Raw genomic sequence first — 18,546 nt, forward strand, 5'->3', positions numbered from 1 at the left:
ACCTCCATTGAAGTTTTAATTATAGTACTTCCCATTCTATTTTCTTCTGCCACCATTGTCAATGAATAAAACTTACAATCCTTATCTTTATTTATTACATTATCTATTCTTAGAATGTACATTACTTTTTCTTTTTTCTCTCTCTCCTTTATACTTTCTCCACCCAACATAAGTTAATGTGAATAAAATAAGACCTCCAGTAATTGTCATAAACCAAATGAGAGAGGGTGCAATTTCATCTTTTTTTACTGTATGAAATATTTTTTGCAAATCCCCCTTAATGATTCCTACTTGCATTTGCCCACCTTTCGTTTTTAACATAACGTTACGAAATTCATCCAAATAAGATAAATGGGCATTTACACGCTGCACTTCGTTTTCTGGCAAGGCTATCATTAAGCTTGGATAAATAATATTAAATTCATGTAAAAATGTGTTTAACGTTTGTTGAAACTGTCCCGTATCTTCTTTTGTCATCGCTTTTTCCATTTGAGAAAAGGCACCCATTACTTTCCCTTCTCTTTCCATCCAAAGTGGTTGATACTTCGATACTTGTGCATCAACAGCGAGCTGCAGTGCTAGCACATTATCAATTTTAACTTGTTTACTTACATCTTCTTCCGCGAGAGATTGTTTCGCGTTGTCGTAAGCTAAAGAAATAACTCTAACTTGATCTGGCGTTACTTCTTGCTTCTTTTCATTCCCCTTTATAACAAACTGCTCCGAGAAATGTTGTAATACTTGTACTGCTTTTTCATCTTCATTACGCTTCACTAATTGTAATGAGTCATCCAACAACCCTGTTAGTTCACTCCACTCTTCAGCATATATACGTAACGGAAACATTATAATTAGAAATGCTATCAATCCAACTAATGTTCTCTTCATCACGGTCCCCCCTATAACTACTAGTACAAAATATGTTAATTTGGACAAGAATAGAACAGAACTGGACCGAAAAATATATTATCGTTTTACAAACAAAAAAATTCTCTTTAGATAGAGAATTTTTCTTTTGAAATCCTTTTCTTTTTTACAAAATATTTATACAAGCTATAACAAATTATGCTACCACATAAAATAAATAATAAAATAGCACACGCTGCATGCATAAAGAACTCTTCTGGTAACATTAATATAATCGGATCCGTTTCAATATCAAACATCCAATAATCATTACTGAATAAAAGTTTATGGAATAATACAAAACTCTTTTCAAAATTAATAGCGATTGGTAACACAAGCGCAATCGGAAAGATAATTGTTACAATCGATCCATGCAGTAAAAACTTTTCATTTTTCTTTTTTAATAAATACATGCCGCCTACTATTGCAATCATAATTGTCGCATACATTACATATTGTATCTTTACTAAAATATTTTTAACATCTACAAAATGAATACGACCATTTGTAGACATATCTAATGTGGGCAACTGTAATGCACCGTCATAAAACGGAGATAAATATGTGATAAGCACATCATAATTTCTTTTAATATCATCCTTCGTCATATCTGCTAAATCTGGAATGTTTAAAAAATCAATTTCAAAATAATATAGCCATTTTCCGTATACAACCGCCGTTGTTGCGAGTGCAAATATAGAAAATGCTATGCTATATGAAACAATTATCGTAATCAATCGATCCAATATTTTTGTACCACTCGTATTTTTCTTCATTTTCTCCCCCTAATGTTCTAACGATTATAAAGAAAACTGTTTTCGATTCTCACGTAAGCAATAATAATATGTCATACAAAGCACAGCAATGCTTAACCAGAACGTAAAATAACCAATTTCCCCTACAAACAAATGCATAATTCCGTATCTCGGCATTTGCCAAAACAAATAATCAATTGCATCGTTATGTAATGTCCATATAGCTGCTACCGCAAAATGCCATTTTTTTATACGGTAAAACGGTGCATATAGCACTGCTTGTACTGCCATCGCAAAATGTGAAAGCATTAACATATACCCGATAAAGCCAATAGGACCTTTTACATAGATCATAATCCCATTTACAACAACAGCCCATATTCCATATTTTATTAAAGTAACAATCGCTAGCGCCTCTATTAATCCCCAATTTCTTTTTATTAAAAAAGCAATTAAAACAAAGACAAAAAAGAGACTTGCCATAGGGCTATCGGGTACAAACGGCCAAAATATAGGTGAAGTTTCTTTTAATTGATTTCCATACCATATAAATCCGTATATCGTACCTAATATGTTAACAACTAATAAAAATAATAATACGGAGCGTTGTCTTAACATTGCATACAAGTAAACCAAGCTGTATGTCCAACACCTTTCATTCTTTCATCAAACTCTACTCTATTATATAGTAAACTTTCTATCATCAAAATAAAAAGCTGACTACAAATTTTGTAGTCAGCTTTTTATTATTTTTTATTATACTTTGCAACGAATTCCGAAAGCTTCTTCAGCTCCTCATCTGTACCTTTAAATACACCTTTAGGCATGGAACCTTTTCCCTCTTTCGCAATTTTAGCAATTTCTTCTGGCTTCAAAGTTAAATTTTGCAGTGCCGGTGCTGCTGCCCCGCCCTGTAAATTGTCACCGTGACATGTTAAACAAGTATTTTTTTGCATTAATTTATAACCGTCATCATTTTTATCAACTGGTGCTGTTTTTACAATTGCTCCTTGTTTTTTTGCAGCTTCCCAGTCGTGGTGTGCTACAGATTCCCAAGTTAAAAAGATAATCGATGCAATTGCTAAAAGCATAAATCCCGTTGCTACAGGACGCTTCAATGGGCGTCTTTCTGGGCCTCGATCAAGAAATGGAGCTAACAGTAATGCGCCAAACGCAATCCCTGGCATAATGAACGCTCCAATTACAGTAAATGAGCCAGAAGCATAAGAATACTTTAATAACTGATACAAGAATAAGAAGTACCAATCTGGAAGTGGTATATACCCAGCATCAGTTGGATCCGCCATTCTTTCAAGCGGTGACGGATGCGCCACTGTTAAACATAAATAACCGATTAAAAAAACTGCACCAACCATCCATTCTTTTAACAAGAAGTTCGGCCAAAATGCTTCTGTTTTCCCTGGGTATTCAGAATAGTCTTTTGGAATGTTTGGTTTCCGAGCTACTGGTACCCGAGAATCTCCTACAAACTTCATCCCTTTGCCGCGATGCATAATCTCCCTCCTTTAGTTCTTTCCCCTTTAATTTAGCAATCTCTTATAGTGGACCGGAAATACCTTGTTTGCGAATCATGATGAAGTGGAAGGCCATTAAACCTAGAAGTGCTGCTGGTAAGAAGAAGACGTGAATAGCAAAGAAGCGAGTTAATGTTTGAGCGCCAACAATTTCGGAATGACCAGCGAGTAATGTTTTAATGTAAGGACCAATGAGCGGCGTTTGCTCTGCAATTTGAATCCCTACTTTCGTAGCAAATAACGCTTTCATATCCCACGGTAATAAATATCCGGTAAAACCAAGACCTAACATAACAAAGAAAATAAGAACACCAACAATCCAGTTTAGCTCACGAGGCTTTTTATACGCACCCTGGAAGAAAACTCTAAGTGTATGTAAAAACATCATTACAATTACGAGACTAGCACCCCAGTGGTGCATACCACGAACAATTTGCCCATATGCAACTTCATTTTGCAAATAATAAACCGATTCCCAAGCATTTTTAATATCAGGCACATAATACATCGTCAAAAACATTCCAGATAAAATTTGAATTACAGTAACGAAAAAGGTAAGTCCGCCAAAGCAATAAACGAATGCAGAAAAGTGATGTGCCGGGTTTACATGTTCAGGTACTTCATGATCAGCGATATCACGCCATATTGGTGTAATATCTAACCTTTCATCTACCCAATCATAAATTTTATTTAGCATCTACTTTGCACCCCCTCTTGGCTTCGCTTTTCCTAGATACAACGTTCCATCTTTCACTTTAGATTCGTATACATCAAGTGGAGCAAGGGGCGGCGTGCCTTTAATGTTAATTCCGTCTTTTGTGTAACGGCCCCCGTGACATGGACAAAAGAATTGATTCGGATGCGCTTTGTCCGAATTCCAGTTAACCGTACATCCTAAATGTTTACATACTGGAGAGAACGCAACAATGTCTCCGCTTTCATCTTTATGAACCCAAGCTGATTTTGGCTCTTCGGACTTGTACCAACCATCAACCTGCTTCACCTTAAAGTCGAAACGTTTCGGCTCTGTTGTAATATCCTTTACTTGTGCAACAGCAACCATATCCGTTCCCGCTTCTTTTCTTAACACCGGATCAAGCGCAAATCGCGTCATCGGCATTAAAATACCCGCTGCCATAAAGCCTCCTACCCCTGTAAGGGTGTAATTTAAAAACTGTCTTCTTGACACACGATGTTCTTTCTCGCTCACGAAAATTTCCCCCCTCTATCAGAAATTGTCCCCTCGTGATAAATTATATAAAAAATAAAAACTAGGACACTATCATGATATAATACGCTCATGCACAGGTCAATATCATACTACTCATAATAATAAGAACTTTCTGTTTATTACTGTTTTCCCCATTTTTCTTCTAACATTACCATTATATTTTTTATATGTGCATGAATCACTTCTCTTTTCGCTTGATCACTAAATTGTTCTAACGCTAATGAAGGAAACCAAAATAAATCTCCCTGCAATTCTTGCATATCTTCTTTCCATGAAAAATCACTTGTAACATAAGCAATATGCTTAAAACCTTGCTTTTTCAAATGATTTGTCCATTCTTGCAAACGACCTTTTTCGTTTTTTTGACTTTCTACTAAATACGTAAATGCAGGTATTAAAAGCACTCTTCCTTTATATTCTCTTTCTAGCTCCATACTCAACAATTCGATAAATTCCCCTTGTTCTACTACTGTTTTCATTTCTTTTGCTGCTGAAATTGATAAAAGTGGTATAACACCCGTATCTACATATTCTCTTGCTTGCTCAAACTGCTCCACATCTTTTACAATCCATTTCAAATTTCTTCCCTCCCTCACCTGTAAATGACAGAACTTTCACTTTATATATATTAAACCATACTAAAAGAGGTAAAAAAAGAAAAACTACCTATATTAAGGTAGTTTTTCTTAAAAAGTCTGAAATTTGTAAAATTTTATAAAACCAAATGAATTCTATAACATCTTTAACTCCGCTGTTAACCTATGAAACGCTTCCTTATCTTGCTTATCCAGCGCTTCATCAATTTGCTTTAGAAGACGTTCTCTTCTAAAAGAAAATACACTTTCTTCTAAAAACCTTTCTGCAAGTAAACGATCTTTTTCATTTACTTCAATGTGCTTTGGTAAATACGGGTTTTCTTCTAATACAGCTACATAGTTGGCATTTTGAAACGATGATTTAAAATTGAGTTGAATATAAATATCCTCATCTCGATTTAAACGAATATCATGAAACGACTTTTCAGCATCCGTTGTCATAACATTTTGTTTAAAAAAGTGAAACGGTGTATCTTTTACACAATTCGCGGACATTACTAAGCCACGCGGACAATATTTTGCATGCTCTACGAAGTGGACTTTATGCATCAATTGGTCGTGACTCATTAAATAATTCAAAATCCATACACATTCACGCTGTTTCAGTTGGTAATTATTCAAAAACCATTTTACAAAATCCTTCTTCTCGTTTACAGAAACAGGGGTATTCATAGCAATTAAGTCCCTCCTCTGTCTTTCTCTTTTCTTTTTAGATTCAAGAAGCGGCATTCAGTTTCCTTCCAACTTATGAAAAATCCTCTAAATTATATAACAATTCTTCAATATGAATTTGTGTCGGGTCTAGTTGTATTAACTGAGTAAATACTTCTTTCGCCTCTTTTCGCATACCTTCTTCCAATAAGAAATAACCGTACTCTTCCAAGAAGTCTGGATGATTCTTAAAAGAAGTATATGCACTTTCATAGTGTTTTAATGCATCCGAATACATTTCTAATTGTTTTTTTGCAAATGCAAGATCCCAAAGTAGTTGTGTATCTGGTTCTCCGCTATCAATTGCACGCTCTACAACAGCGATTAACTCTTCATATTTTTCTTGTTCCTTTAAGATGTACGCATATTTTAATGTTGCACCTAAATGTCCTGGATCTAACTCAAGCGCTTTTTGAAGTACTTCCTCTGCTTCCGTAATTTTCCCTAATTTCGCCGCAATGTTTGCTAATTCTACATAAAATGGTACAGAAAGCTCATCTACTTTAATTCCTTCATGAAGTGTTTCATAGCTTTCTTGAAGCATCCCTTCTTTTTCATAGCTTTTCGCTAAATACATGTAAAGCGATGCATACTCAGGATCTAATTCTTTCAGTTCTTGCCAAGCACCAATTGCTCGTTGGTATTCTTCACCTTGGTATAACGTGAAGGCATATCCAAATAATGAGTGAATATCTTTTTGTTCCTCTAAACCTGCTTCGTAGTAAGAAATCGCCTCTTCCCAATTTCCAATCGCGCTTAACGTTTCTCCAAGGCGTAGCGCAATGACAACACCACCCATTACTTTATGTTCCGCTAATAGCGACTCATAATAAGTGATTGCCTTTTGTTCTTCACCTTTACTACTATATAACTCTGCTAATCCAAACGTAATGACAGGCTCGTCAGGCATCATTTCTTTCGCCTTTAATAGTTTTTGTTCTGCTACATCATCGAAACCTTGCATTTGGAATAAATCCGCAACAAGTAATAACGATTGAACATATAAATCATCATTTTCTGGAATATCATGAAGCACTTCAATCGCTTCATCTTCTTTGTCTAGATCAATATATAATTCTGCTAAAAATACAGTGAATTCACTTTCCTCTGGATACAATAAACGTAAGTCTTCTGTAATAGCTAACGCTTCATCCGTAAATCCAAGTGTATGATAATAGCGAGCGATATCATACTTCTCTTCATCATTCGCAATTTTTAATTGTTCTTTTAATAATTGTAACCCTTTTTCCGCTTCACCATTTTCAATATATGAAACAGCTTGTTCAAACTTTTGCATAAACGTCTCCTTTAATTCTAAAAAATATTCTTTTCTGTTCATTTACCCCGCTATTAACGGGCAGTAAGACCCCACCTCAAAATTCAGCTAAGGCAAAGAAGTTAGTTTTGGGGTCAACTGCCCGTAAAAGCCCGATTGGTTCAACTAATAATCAGCGGGGGATAAACATCCCCCCACTGATTAAAGTTTCACTTTATCATAAGCAACAAGGTGTAAGAACGCAACCTTTAGAATGAGTATACTTCTTCTTGTACTTTCACTGATAACGATTCGAATATGACACCGATACCGCATTACTACTTTCTATTGTAACGTTTTCTTTCAGTACCGTGCAAATAACTTCTCTTATTCACATTATTGCCCCGCAAGGATTGAGATTTACAGGCCATTTAAATAAAAAGGCCCCTATAATAGGAGCCTTCACAATCGCTTAAGAATATGTTTCTTCTTTCTGTACTTGCTCATTTACAAGCTCTTTCAGTAATTCTATAATTTCATCATTTTCTTCTTTCAAACCGACAGTAATACGAATGCCATCATGTATACCAAATGCAGCACCAGAACGAACAATATACCCTTTCTTCATTAATCGTTCAAAAGCCTCATTACCAGGAATACCAAGCTTTAAGAAAATGAAATTTGTTTGAGATGGATAATAGAATACGTTATATTCCTTACAAAATGCGTAATACTGATGTAAACCTTCTTCATTCTTTTTCACACATTCTTGTAAAAATGCTTGATCTTCTAATGCAGCAAGTGCTACAGATTGTGCTACAGTCGATGTATTAAATGGTAACCTTGCTACTTCTAGTTGCCCAATTAACTGCTCATTACCAACCGCATACCCAATACGGAAAGCGGCTAAACCATATGCTTTTGAAAACGTGCGTAAAACCATAAGATTTTCATACTTTTCAAGAAGTGGCAACGTTTGCGGATAGTCTTCTGCCCCCGCATATTCATAATATGCCTCGTCCATAATAACGAGCGCTGACTTAGGAACTGATTCTAAAAATGAAAGTAATTTTTGTTTCTCTACATATGTACCTGTCGGATTATTCGGATTACAAATCCATACGATCTTCGTTTTATCATCTACTTGCTCTAGCATCGCATCTAAATCATGAATGCCATCTTTAAGTGGTACTTCACGAACTTCTGCTCCTTCAATAACAGCATGGTGATGGTATTGCGAGAATGTTGGATTCGCCATTACAACATTTGTTCCTTCGTGTAGTAATGCACGGCTAATCATTTGAATGACTTCATCTAATCCACTACCAAATAGTAGTTGTTCTGCTTTTACACCTAAATGTTCCGCTACTTTTGTCCGAATTTCAAAGGCATATCCATCTGGATAAAGGGCATATTGGCTCGCTAAAGAAGTTAATGCTTCTGTCACACGCACTGAGCAACCGAATGGATTTTCGTTCGATGCTAATTTCACAATTTTTGATAACCCATATTCCCTTTTTACTTCTTCAATATTTTTCCCAGGTACATATGCTCTCAAAGTTAACAATTGCTCTTTTACTCTCATTTTTCTTCCCCCAGTCGTTTTATTCAATTCGATTACAATATGGTTATACTCCCTTACTATAATCGTTTATCATAACCGTCACTATTACGAAAACACTTCTAAATAGGCTCTTCACAGTTGTTACCTATCTTTTTATACCATATTCTTTTGAAATGCCTCTAACGCAATATGAACAGTCTCATCTGGAATAGATACGACATTCACTACCCCATATTCCTGCATAAGTACCATATGAATCGCTCCAGCATTCGCTTTCTTATCTTGTTTCATTAATTGAACGAGACGGTCTACATTCAAATCACTTGGCATTTTTGGATAACCGTACTTTAAAAACCACTGCTTCATCTCTTCATAAGCAAGATTAACCTTATACACTTGCTCACTTAAGAATATAGCAAATAACATTCCAAGCGCCACTCCGTCACCGTGAGTAATATTTCCGTATCCTAGTTCTTTTTCAAGAGCATGACCTAACGTATGTCCAAAGTTCAAATGAGCACGTACACCTTTTTCTGTTTCATCTTGTGCTACAATGTTTGCCTTTACAGGAATCGCCTTCGCTAATATGTGGATTAATTTCTCATCACGAAGATCTGCTAATGTTTGCACTTCTTCTTTTAGCCAATGATATAGTTTTACATCACCAATTAGAGCATGTTTTATCACTTCTGCATAACCTGAGCGCCACTCTTTTTCAGGAAGAGACTGTAAAAACGGCGTATGATATACGACTGCTTCTGGTTGATGGAATGCACCTATCATATTTTTACCTAACGGATGATTGATTGCTACTTTCCCACCTACTGCGCTATCGTGAGCTAATAAAGTCGTCGGAACTTGAACAAAGCGAATTCCACGCATAAATGACGCAGCAACAAAACCAGCTAAGTCTCCAATCATCCCGCCTCCAAGTGCGATAATTAAAGAATTTCTATCTAATTTATTTTCAAGAGCTGACGTATGAGCCGCATAGAAATTTTCAAAGGACTTCTCTTTTTCACCACTCGGTACAACGAACGAAAATACTTTTTGCTCTATTTGCAACGCATCTACAACCGTCTGTAAATGTAAAGATGCAACAGCTTCATCTGAAATAATCATGATATTTGATACAGATGGCTTCATATTTTGAACAATCGTTGTCAAATGTGACAACGATTCTTTCCCTACATATACATCATATTCTTTTGATTTCGTTTGAATATGTATGTTTCCCATTAAAATCCCCTCGCATATTCATTATGTCTCTCAATATTTTCACGAATAAGGTCCATACGATCTAATCCGAATTGTTCTATTAAAGCTGTAGCTAATTCCCAAGCTACAACCGCTTCTGCAACGACACTAGCTGCTGGAACAGCACAACTATCTGAGCGTTCAATACTTGCTGTAAAAGGCTCTTTCGTATCAATATCGACACTTTGAAGCGGTTTATATAGTGTAGGTATCGGTTTCATCACACCGCGTACAACAATTGGCATTCCAGTCGTCATACCGCCTTCTAAGCCACCCGCGTTATTTGTTCTTCTTGTATATCCATGCTCTTCATTCCACACAATTTCATCATGAACTTCGCTACCCGGTCTATGCGCTGCTTCAAAACCAATTCCGATCTCAACACCTTTAAAAGCATTAATGCTCATCATTGCGGCTGCTAATTTTGCATCTAGTTTTCGATCATAATGCACATAGCTTCCTACTCCAATCGGCATTCCTTCCACAATTACTTCAACGATGCCACCGATTGAATCACCATTTGATTTCGCATCATCAATTGCTTTTATCATTTGATTACCAGCTTCTTCATCTAAACAACGTACAGGTGATGCTTCTGTAATACTTTTTAATTCTTCAATTGAACGATACGTAGTCTCCTTAGCCTCAACACCGCCAATTTCAATTACATGGCCTGCTACTGCAATACCAAGTTCCGCTAACAATTTTTTAGCAACCGCACCAGCAGCAACACGTACTGTCGTTTCGCGAGCCGAAGAACGTTCCAGTACATTTCTCATATCTCTATGACCATATTTAATCGCACCATTTAGATCAGCATGTCCAGGTCTTGGTTTTGTTACTTTCCTTTTCATTTCTTTTTCTTCTTGTTCCGTTAACGGCTCTGCACCCATAATTTTTGTCCAATGTGCAAAATCACGGTTTTCGACAACAAGTGCAATTGGAGAACCTAATGTCTCTCCATGTCTAACACCACTTACAATCTGCACTTGATCTGTTTCAATTTGCATGCGTCTACCGCGCCCATATCCCTTTTGCCTTCTAGCTAACTCTTCATTTATATCATCCGCTACTAATGGTAGTCCGGCTGGAACACCTTCTATAATCGTTGTAAGTTGTGGACCATGAGATTCACCAGCTGTAATATATCGCATACGTTATTCCTCTTTTCGTATATGTATTTATCTCGCTATATTAAGCAATAATATTATCTTTCATTACTCTAAAAATATGAAAGAGTTATGAATACATCAGCCATTCGCTTATTCTCCGATAGGCCTTTACTTTACATATCAATATATCATAACAGCTCTAACTTCGTAACTAATAGATATAAAAAAAGTGCAAGAAGAATACCCCTATTCTCCTTGCACTTTCTACTATTATCACAGTGATTAAAGCGTTTACAAATTATTTCAAAATAATTAGTAAATCCATTCATTCATTAATTTTGAGTAGTCAACTAATTCTTCTTCTTTAAAGAAAATAGCAATCTCGCGCTCTGCACTTTCTAACGAATCAGAACCATGGATAATATTTTTCGCAACAGTTACACCGAAATCTCCACGAATTGTTCCAGGAGCTGCTTCATGTGGTCTTGTTTTACCCATCATGTTACGAGCTGTATCTACTACACCTTCACCTTGCCATACCATTGCAAATACAGGGCCAGATGTAATAAAGTCTACTAATTCACCAAAGAAAGGTTTCTCTGTGTGCTCAGCATAATGTTGTCCAGCAATTTCCGGAGTGACTTGCATTAATTTTGCACCAACTAATTGAAAGCCCTTCTTCTCAAAACGAGCTACAATTTCCCCAATGAAGGCACGTTGTACACCGTCTGGTTTAACCATTAGAAATGTTTTTTCCATAAAAAATCTCTCCACTTCTGAATTATGTATGTAATTGTATATCCCCACACACATATTAACACCCTTATCACAATTGTGCAATAGTTTTGAAATAGAGAGATTATTTTATTTTTTAGAAAAAAGACTAAAATTTTCGTTTCCCAATATACTTTGCTACATTTTGTAATGCATACTTTGCTTGTCCACGTGGGAGTGGTTTTATAATTTCTAATGCTTTATGTAAATAACGTTCACTAAACGCAAATGCTTTATCAATAGCATCACTATTCTTTACAGCCTCAATAATTTCTTTCATTTCGTCCGCTGTTGTATTTTCATGTACAGATCTGATTTTTTTACACAGGATCAGATCTTCCATAGCATATAGAGCAGGAAGCGTAATGTTTCCTTGCAATAAATCACCACCAGCAGGTTTTCCAAGTTTCTCTTCTGTGGAAACGAAGTCTAAAATGTCATCAATAATTTGATACGACATCCCTACGAAATAGCCATACCAAAACAGACGACTTACTGTATCACGATTAGCGCCAGCAGCAATCGCTCCTAGTTGGCAGCTTGCAGCAATTAATAATGCGGTTTTTCGCTTTATTCTTCTTAAATATGTTCTTAAATTTTGGTCATAGTTATACTTATCTTTAATTTGTTCGATTTCACCTTTACAAACTTCTAAAATGGTATGCGATAGAGCCTGATGTGCCTCTGGAATTTCAATATTCGTTATACATTCAAGAGACTTAGCGAATAAATAGTCCCCTGTATACATGGCAATACGATCTCCCCATTTCGCATTCACAGTTGCACTACCACGTCGTAAAAACGCGGCATCAATAACATCATCGTGAACAAGAGAAGCCATATGAATAAGTTCTAACGCAACAGCTACATGCTTAATTGCGTCTAACTTATAATCTCCAAATTTCCCTGCAAGCAACACAAATACAGGACGAATTCGCTTCCCACCAGCTTCAATAAGTTGTAATGCCGCCTCTTCTACTAATGGCTGTTCAGAAGCAACTGTCTTTTTTAATTCTTTTTCTATCACATTAATATCCGATCGTAAAAAAGAGTACATAAGTTGTAACTTCATATTGTTCACCTTAACCTAAAACTTCTTTTTTTCTATTTTGATTCTGGTTTCATACCTAAATGCATCGCTGCTACCCCAAAAGTAAATGGCTTCACTTGCACACGTTCAAGTCCAGCTTTTTCGAACATATTAGCCAATTCTTTCATACCTGGGAATGTACTAGCAGATTCTTGCAACCATGAATATTCTTTATAACTTTTCGCAAATAACTTTCCAAATAACGGCATGATATATTTAAAGTATAAAATATAACCTTGTCGAAAACCAATCATTGTTGGTTGAGATGTTTCTAAACAAATTACTTTTCCACCCGGTTTTACTACACGCGTCATTTCTTTTAATACGTGCATATAATCCGGTACGTTACGTAAACCAAATCCAATCGTTACATAATCAAATGTGTTATCTTCAAATGGAAGTTCCATTGCATTCCCGTGTAGAAGTTCTACTTGTTTTAATTGTAAAGCCTCTACCTTTTGCTTACCAACAGATAACATATTTTCACTGAAGTCTAAACCAACAACCTTGCCCTGTTCCCCCACTGCTTCAGCTAGCGCAATTGTCCAGTCCGCTGTCCCGCAGCAAACATCAAGCGCTTTACTACCTGGTTTTACATCCATAATGCGCATCGTCTCTTTACGCCACGCTTTATGCCTTTGAAAACTAATTACAGAATTCATTACATCGTATTTATCAGAGATTTTCTCAAATACATCATGTACTCTTTCTTCTTTTGATTGTTGCATGCTCGTACCTTCTTCCAATGTAAAATTGCTTATGTCTTCGATTTATCTCTTAACACAGAGTTTATTTCGCTTATATCTGTGTGATTTTCTAAAATTTGATTTTCTTTCTTTCCGAGTTCCATCATCCATCCATTCACAACTGTTTCTGCATCCGCTTTATCGTTCAAAATCTCTTGAACCGCTTGAAAAACAGGTGAATGCTGTTTTTCAACATGTAATTCACATTCTTTTTGGAGACGATTTTTCCCTAGTACATATGTTATAAACGATTTCCAATGCGATAAATGAAAATGATCACATGTTTTTTGCAAAAGTGCAGACTCAATCGTTACTACACTTTCCAGTATGTCATCCATCGTTTTATGCGCTTTTTGATATAACATTATTTTGTGTTCATTAATTTCTTTAATTCCTTCAGCAAGCGCACGAATTAAAACGATATCACGATTCATAGACAATAAGTAATAATATAACCCGCTATAATAATCACCAGCAAGCACTGTTAACTGGCGACGTTTATGCGATTCATTCGCTTCTTCCCCTACTTTATTCGATACTCTTTCATGTGTATCAAGCGCAATTTGCACAAGCATAATCGTTACTACATAATGCTCAATTTGTTCTATATGTAAATTTGCACCTTTTAAAGCACCATATAACAATGCTATTTTCTCTTCATCAATAAATGGTTCTTCAATATAGTTTATAAAATAAGGATGGCGTAATTTCACCATCAATTTCTCTCTTATACCCGCATACCCTCCGTAGATGTCACACACAAAAATCACCCTTGTTTTCTAATTCATAAAACTTATTATAACACATACACTCTATTTTCTATAACCAAAACTTGGCTACTCTTTCCAAACTTCTATCGAACTACATAACATCTTCTATTCTTTTAAGTAGCCTTTCTATTCTCACTCTGCCTTGCTAAAACTATATCATTTATTTACAAAAAAAAAAAAAGAAAAGCAGTTTCCCACTTTTCTTTACTTCGTTTTAATAAAAGATAAAATTTCACTACGTGCTGCAGCATCATTTTCTAGTACACCACGTACTGCTGTTGTTACTGTTTTTGCACCTGGCTTTTTCACACCGCGCATCGTCATACACATATGTTCCGCTTCTACTACTACCATTACACCATGCGGCTCTAGTACTTCCATAATAGAGTTCGCTACTGTTGATGTAATACGTTCTTGCAGTTGTGGACGACGTGCAATTGTATCTACAGTACGAGCCAATTTACTTAACCCTGTCACTTTTCCGCCTTGCGGAATATATGCAACGTGAGCAACTCCATAGAATGGAACTAAATGATGCTCACACATCGAATAAAACGGTATATCTTTTACTAGTACAAGCTCCTCGTGATCTTCTCCGAACACTTTGTGCAAATGTTCTTTCGGATCTTCATGCATACCTGAGAACACTTCTGCGTACATTTTTGCAACACGCTTTGGTGTATCAAGTACTCCCTCACGATTTGGGTCATCTCCGATTGCCTCTAAAATAAGGCGTACTGCATGTTCAATTTGTTCTAAATTAACTTTTGCCATCCGCTAGCCCTCCCGAAAACCTAAAAGTGATACGAACACATTCTAGCATATTTATGTTTTTAAAAGCAAAAAGAAGAGTTTCCAAAAAGGAAACTCTTCTTCCCTGTTAATATGTAAGGATTATTTAACCGCATCTTTTAACGCTTTACCAGGTTTGAATGCAGGTACTTTACTTGCAGCGATTTCAATCTCCTCACCTGTTTGTGGGTTACGACCTTTACGAGCCGCACGCTCACGAACTTCGAAGTTACCGAATCCGATCAGTTGTACTTTATCACCTTGTTTTAAAGCTTCTAAGATAGAATCAAAAACAGCGTCTACTGCTTTTGTTGCGTCCTTTTTAGAAAGGGAACTTGCTTCTGCAACAGCATTGATTAAATCTGTCTTGTTCATGCCATTCACCTCCTCCCAAAGATAAGACTGTATAATGATCATAAAATGAGTCTTACTTTCATTTGTAGGCAATTTTTACAAATTCTATACTACAAAGATGTAGATAAATCATTATCAACGCCTATATTATACGATTCTCCTTTATAATTCAATATTTTTAAGGAAATTGTTACTCTTAAAATGTGAAAATCTGATGAAACTTGACAAATTACAACAATATATTAGATAATGGCTGTTTATTTTCCTATTTTGTATGCGGAAATTTAAAAAATCCCTCTACGATGAGAGGGATTTTTTCTTATAATATAATCGCGATTAATCCGCCAGATCCTTCATTAATAATTCTTTCTAGCGTTTCTTTTAATTTATATCTCGCATTTTCTGGCATTAAAGATAGTTTCGCTTGAATACCTTCCCGAACAATCGAACTCAGCGAACGTCCAAATATATCAGAATTCCAAATTGATAATGGATCATCTTCAAAATCTTGCATTAAGTAACGAACTAGTTCTTCACTTTGTTTTTCAGTACCAATAATTGGCTCAAACGTAGACTCCACATCAACTTTAATCATGTGAATAGATGGTGCTACAGCTTTTAATTTCACACCAAACCTTGAACCGTGACGAATAATTTCTGGCTCATCTAAGCTCATATCAGCTAACGCAGGCGCCGCTACACCATATCCTGTTTGTTTTACCATACGCAGGGCATCCGCCACTTGATCATATTCTATTTTCGCATGAGATAAATCGAGCATAAGCTTCAATAAATGATCTTTCCCTCGAATTTCTACCCCTACTACTTCTTTTAAAATTTGATCATATAATTCATCTGGTGCATATAGATCAATCTCTGCTACGCCTTGCCCCATATCAATGCCAGCTAGGCTCGCTCGATCAATAAATTCATACTGACTAAACTGCCATACGACACGGTCTACATCACGAAGACGTTTTATATCCTTCACAGTCTCTTGAACGGCTTCTTGATAACTTTGGCGTAACCAATGCCCTTCATTTAGCACCATTACCCAGCTCGGAAGGTTCACATTCACTTCTAAAACAGGGAACTCAAATAATGCCTCTCGAAGTACATTGTATACATCTGTTTCTCTTAAACTTTCAACACTCATCGCAATGACTGGGATATCATATTCTTCAGATAAGCTTTGGCGCAATTGCTCTGTATCTGGATGATACGGCTGTACAGTGTTAATGATCATAATGAAAGGTTTTCCGACTTCTTTTAGCTCATTTACGACGCGTTCTTCTGCCTCTATATAATCTCTTCTTGGAATTTCACCAATCGTTCCATCTGTTGTAATTACAACACCAATTGTTGAATGTTCTTGAATTACTTTACGTGTTCCGATTTCTGCAGCTTCATGGAATGGAATAGGTTCTTCATACCAAGGAGTATTAATCATGCGCGGGCCATTCTCATCTTCATAGCCTTTTGCTCCTGGAACTGTATATCCGACGCAATCTACTAATCGAATATTGACTTCAAGACCTTCATCTACTTCGATAGAAACCGCTTGGTTTGGAACAAACTTCGGTTCCGTCGTCATGATTGTACGGCCAGCAGCACTTTGAGGTAGTTCATCCTGCGCTCTTTGACGGTCAGACTCATTTTCAATATTAGGAATAACTACAAGTTCCATAAATTTTTTGATGAATGTTGATTTTCCTGTTCGAACAGCTCCTACAACTCCAAAATAAATATCACCGCCTGTGCGTTCCGCAATATCTTTAAAAATATCTACCTTTTCCAAGTGATTCCCTCCCTCAATATTTTTGGGAATAATTCCACGTTTATAGTCAACTAATACCTTCTCTAACGTTGCCTATAATATCTGATATAATATAATGGTATTCTAGAAGTTCGGACAATATATCATATAATTTTGTCCAATTTCATATGACTATTAAAAAAATACCTTTTGTTTGCATCGCAAGTTGTGTAACATAAAAAACCTTTCTTCTAGAACTTATTCACTAAAAGAAAGGTTCATGACTTATGATTTTAAAAAAATTGGTTCTCCATTCTTTACCGTATACGGTAAAGAATACGCAGGTACAAACGGAGAATCTTTCGAAAGTATATTCCGAATATCTTCCCCCTCCTTAAATTGTCCTTCGTTTTTTTTCAGCGCTTCATATAAGTCGATTCTATAATCAACATAAATTTCTCCCTTTTCATTAATTACAAACGGAAGTCCTTTACCAGAATACGGACTTGTCACTTGCGGTACATCTTTATATCCAAGTTTTTTGAAATCTAATTCATACACACCATCTGAAATTACCTTTTTAAATGGTGGATATTGATGTTCATCTCGATACATCCTAAGCTTTAATGATAATTGCTGAATTTGTTCAGCCATCCTCACATCAATTAACTTTACTGTCGGGTTTGTTTCAACGTCTATTAATACGTATTGATATACTCCCCCGCTTTCATAGGCATTCCCTGGCGCTTCTTGTATGTAACGCGGAGAAATCTTTTGAAAATCGATTGGATATTTTTGATAAATAGGCGTATTCATATCCCGCGTCTTAATTGGCAATATCCCGTCATTTTGCTCCTTAAATGTCGCAACAGCTTTTTGAACGACCTGCAGCTGATCTTCATAAGGCACAGCATTTTGTTTCATATTTTCTTTTGGATACAGACATCCTGTTAAAATGCTCATACAACAAAATATTAAAATAATATGGACTTTTTTCACTAGAAATCACCTTTTCATACTAATATAACTCGCTCCGTACCATTCCCTTTACTGCTGTACAGGCCCACTAAATACAACAAGAAAAATAACAATTCCTGATACAATCATAAGGGTGTACGCTACCAACGCTGTAATCCCTTTCAAAAATTTATTCTTTATTTTATATCTGCTTAGCAAAATAAAACTTACTGCAAAAAACATAAATCCAATTGCCCCTAAAGCAAACCACATTTTTATAAGCCCTTCCGACATATACACACCCCTTTTTATCAATCTATTTTTATACTATTTTAACAAATTAAAATCTTTAAACAAATATAAAAAAGAACATTTTACTACAAAT

The 18,546-nt window shown here is 35.9% G+C and carries 21 protein-coding genes; all 21 read right to left on the reverse strand.

From position 1 onward, the window contains the following. Nucleotides 1-99 precede the first annotated feature (99 nt). Nucleotides 100-888 carry a sporulation protein YpjB gene (gene ypjB, locus ACTFRS_RS10590; protein ID WP_139868058.1) on the reverse strand — a complete coding sequence of 263 codons (789 nt, stop codon included), beginning with the start codon at nt 886-888 and terminating at the stop codon, nt 100-102. 107 nt (nt 889-995) lie between these two features. After that, nucleotides 996-1,682, reverse strand: a complete 687-nt coding sequence (lit, locus tag ACTFRS_RS10595; protein WP_049113561.1) for a lipoprotein intramolecular transacylase Lit — start codon at nt 1,680-1,682, stop codon at nt 996-998. A gap of 24 nt (nt 1,683-1,706) precedes the next feature. Beyond that, nucleotides 1,707-2,297: a DUF1405 domain-containing protein gene (locus ACTFRS_RS10600; protein WP_000262825.1), complete on the reverse strand. Its 591-nt coding sequence runs from the start codon at nt 2,295-2,297 to the stop codon at nt 1,707-1,709. A 110-nt stretch (nt 2,298-2,407) separates the two neighbouring features. After that, entirely contained in the window at nt 2,408-3,175 is a 768-nt protein-coding gene (qcrC, locus tag ACTFRS_RS10605) for a menaquinol-cytochrome c reductase cytochrome b/c subunit (protein WP_000554603.1), read from the reverse strand. A gap of 43 nt (nt 3,176-3,218) precedes the next feature. Next, on the reverse strand, nt 3,219-3,893 hold the full coding sequence (gene qcrB, locus ACTFRS_RS10610) for a menaquinol-cytochrome c reductase cytochrome b subunit (RefSeq protein ID WP_000932700.1): 675 nt from the start codon (nt 3,891-3,893) through the stop codon (nt 3,219-3,221). After that, on the reverse strand, nt 3,894-4,406 hold the full coding sequence (gene qcrA, locus ACTFRS_RS10615; RefSeq protein WP_001290418.1) for a menaquinol-cytochrome c reductase iron-sulfur subunit: 513 nt from the start codon (nt 4,404-4,406) through the stop codon (nt 3,894-3,896). It abuts the gene before it with no gap. Nucleotides 4,407-4,546: 140 nt separating this feature from the next. Next, nucleotides 4,547-5,005 carry a YpiF family protein gene (locus tag ACTFRS_RS10620; RefSeq protein ID WP_139868063.1) on the reverse strand — a complete coding sequence of 153 codons (459 nt, stop codon included), beginning with the start codon at nt 5,003-5,005 and terminating at the stop codon, nt 4,547-4,549. 153 nt (nt 5,006-5,158) lie between these two features. Further along, nucleotides 5,159-5,695 carry a ReoY family proteolytic degradation factor gene (locus ACTFRS_RS10625; RefSeq protein WP_001095923.1) on the reverse strand — a complete coding sequence of 179 codons (537 nt, stop codon included), beginning with the start codon at nt 5,693-5,695 and terminating at the stop codon, nt 5,159-5,161. A 73-nt stretch (nt 5,696-5,768) separates the two neighbouring features. Beyond that, nucleotides 5,769-7,031, reverse strand: coding sequence for a tetratricopeptide repeat protein (locus ACTFRS_RS10630; RefSeq protein ID WP_074602308.1), 1,263 nt, complete (start codon nt 7,029-7,031; stop codon nt 5,769-5,771). A gap of 430 nt (nt 7,032-7,461) precedes the next feature. Further along, complete coding sequence (gene hisC / locus ACTFRS_RS10635) at nt 7,462-8,574, reverse strand: histidinol-phosphate transaminase (protein ID WP_139868066.1); 1,113 nt, start codon at nt 8,572-8,574, stop codon at nt 7,462-7,464. Nucleotides 8,575-8,706: 132 nt separating this feature from the next. Next, the gene (gene aroB / locus ACTFRS_RS10640) at nt 8,707-9,792 is read right to left on the reverse strand and encodes a 3-dehydroquinate synthase (RefSeq protein ID WP_440023626.1); all 1,086 of its coding nucleotides are present in this window, start codon (nt 9,790-9,792) and stop codon (nt 8,707-8,709) included. Further along, nucleotides 9,792-10,964 (reverse strand): chorismate synthase, encoded by a 1,173-nt coding sequence (gene aroC, locus ACTFRS_RS10645; RefSeq protein ID WP_139868071.1) that lies wholly within the window; start codon nt 10,962-10,964, stop codon nt 9,792-9,794. The genes aroB and aroC overlap by 1 nt, the downstream gene beginning before the upstream one ends. 270 nt (nt 10,965-11,234) lie before the next feature. Beyond that, nucleotides 11,235-11,681, reverse strand: coding sequence for a nucleoside-diphosphate kinase (gene ndk / locus ACTFRS_RS10650; protein ID WP_000415885.1), 447 nt, complete (start codon nt 11,679-11,681; stop codon nt 11,235-11,237). 124 nt (nt 11,682-11,805) lie between these two features. After that, nucleotides 11,806-12,768, reverse strand: coding sequence for a heptaprenyl diphosphate synthase component II (gene hepT, locus ACTFRS_RS10655; protein WP_139868073.1), 963 nt, complete (start codon nt 12,766-12,768; stop codon nt 11,806-11,808). Between the two features lie 32 nt (nt 12,769-12,800). After that, complete coding sequence (gene menG, locus ACTFRS_RS10660) at nt 12,801-13,514, reverse strand: 2-heptaprenyl-1,4-naphthoquinone methyltransferase (RefSeq protein ID WP_001187662.1); 714 nt, start codon at nt 13,512-13,514, stop codon at nt 12,801-12,803. A gap of 29 nt (nt 13,515-13,543) precedes the next feature. Next, nucleotides 13,544-14,293 carry a heptaprenyl diphosphate synthase component 1 gene (locus ACTFRS_RS10665; RefSeq protein WP_139868074.1) on the reverse strand — a complete coding sequence of 250 codons (750 nt, stop codon included), beginning with the start codon at nt 14,291-14,293 and terminating at the stop codon, nt 13,544-13,546. Between the two features lie 213 nt (nt 14,294-14,506). Continuing rightward, the gene (folE, locus tag ACTFRS_RS10670; protein WP_001151482.1) at nt 14,507-15,076 is read right to left on the reverse strand and encodes a GTP cyclohydrolase I FolE; all 570 of its coding nucleotides are present in this window, start codon (nt 15,074-15,076) and stop codon (nt 14,507-14,509) included. 120 nt (nt 15,077-15,196) lie between these two features. After that, entirely contained in the window at nt 15,197-15,469 is a 273-nt protein-coding gene (locus ACTFRS_RS10675; RefSeq protein WP_001043860.1) for an HU family DNA-binding protein, read from the reverse strand. A 298-nt stretch (nt 15,470-15,767) separates the two neighbouring features. After that, nucleotides 15,768-17,246 carry a stage IV sporulation protein A gene (spoIVA, locus tag ACTFRS_RS10680; protein ID WP_000416519.1) on the reverse strand — a complete coding sequence of 493 codons (1,479 nt, stop codon included), beginning with the start codon at nt 17,244-17,246 and terminating at the stop codon, nt 15,768-15,770. Between the two features lie 243 nt (nt 17,247-17,489). Continuing rightward, nucleotides 17,490-18,203, reverse strand: a complete 714-nt coding sequence (locus tag ACTFRS_RS10685) for a hypothetical protein (RefSeq protein ID WP_049113550.1) — start codon at nt 18,201-18,203, stop codon at nt 17,490-17,492. A gap of 48 nt (nt 18,204-18,251) precedes the next feature. Continuing rightward, on the reverse strand, nt 18,252-18,455 hold the full coding sequence (locus ACTFRS_RS10690; protein ID WP_001288995.1) for a DUF2768 domain-containing protein: 204 nt from the start codon (nt 18,453-18,455) through the stop codon (nt 18,252-18,254). Nucleotides 18,456-18,546: the final 91 nt, after the last annotated feature.

The organism is Bacillus cereus group sp. MYBK139-1, from assembly GCF_051916915.1.
Lineage (GTDB): Bacteria > Bacillota > Bacilli > Bacillales > Bacillaceae_G > Bacillus_A > Bacillus_A pacificus.

What these genes read in the sequence shown, in the direction of transcription:
- ndk (WP_000415885.1), bottom strand. Translation starts at nt 11,681, where the DNA reads ATGGAAAAAACATTTCTAATGGTTAAACCAGACGGTGTACAACGTGCC.
- aroB (WP_440023626.1), bottom strand. Translation starts at nt 9,792, where the DNA reads ATGGGAAACATACATATTCAAACGAAATCAAAAGAATATGATGTATAT.
- ACTFRS_RS10625 (WP_001095923.1), bottom strand. Translation starts at nt 5,695, where the DNA reads ATGAATACCCCTGTTTCTGTAAACGAGAAGAAGGATTTTGTAAAATGG.
- ACTFRS_RS10675 (WP_001043860.1), bottom strand. Translation starts at nt 15,469, where the DNA reads ATGAACAAGACAGATTTAATCAATGCTGTTGCAGAAGCAAGTTCCCTT.
- ACTFRS_RS10630 (WP_074602308.1), bottom strand. Translation starts at nt 7,031, where the DNA reads ATGCAAAAGTTTGAACAAGCTGTTTCATATATTGAAAATGGTGAAGCG.
- menG (WP_001187662.1), bottom strand. Translation starts at nt 13,514, where the DNA reads ATGCAACAATCAAAAGAAGAAAGAGTACATGATGTATTTGAGAAAATC.
- hisC (WP_139868066.1), bottom strand. Translation starts at nt 8,574, where the DNA reads ATGAGAGTAAAAGAGCAATTGTTAACTTTGAGAGCATATGTACCTGGG.
- qcrC (WP_000554603.1), bottom strand. Translation starts at nt 3,175, where the DNA reads ATGCATCGCGGCAAAGGGATGAAGTTTGTAGGAGATTCTCGGGTACCA.
- ACTFRS_RS10690 (WP_001288995.1), bottom strand. Translation starts at nt 18,455, where the DNA reads ATGTCGGAAGGGCTTATAAAAATGTGGTTTGCTTTAGGGGCAATTGGA.
- folE (WP_001151482.1), bottom strand. Translation starts at nt 15,076, where the DNA reads ATGGCAAAAGTTAATTTAGAACAAATTGAACATGCAGTACGCCTTATT.
- qcrB (WP_000932700.1), bottom strand. Translation starts at nt 3,893, where the DNA reads ATGCTAAATAAAATTTATGATTGGGTAGATGAAAGGTTAGATATTACA.
- lit (WP_049113561.1), bottom strand. Translation starts at nt 1,682, where the DNA reads ATGAAGAAAAATACGAGTGGTACAAAAATATTGGATCGATTGATTACG.
- hepT (WP_139868073.1), bottom strand. Translation starts at nt 12,768, where the DNA reads ATGAAGTTACAACTTATGTACTCTTTTTTACGATCGGATATTAATGTG.
- aroC (WP_139868071.1), bottom strand. Translation starts at nt 10,964, where the DNA reads ATGCGATATATTACAGCTGGTGAATCTCATGGTCCACAACTTACAACG.
- ypjB (WP_139868058.1), bottom strand. Translation starts at nt 888, where the DNA reads ATGAAGAGAACATTAGTTGGATTGATAGCATTTCTAATTATAATGTTT.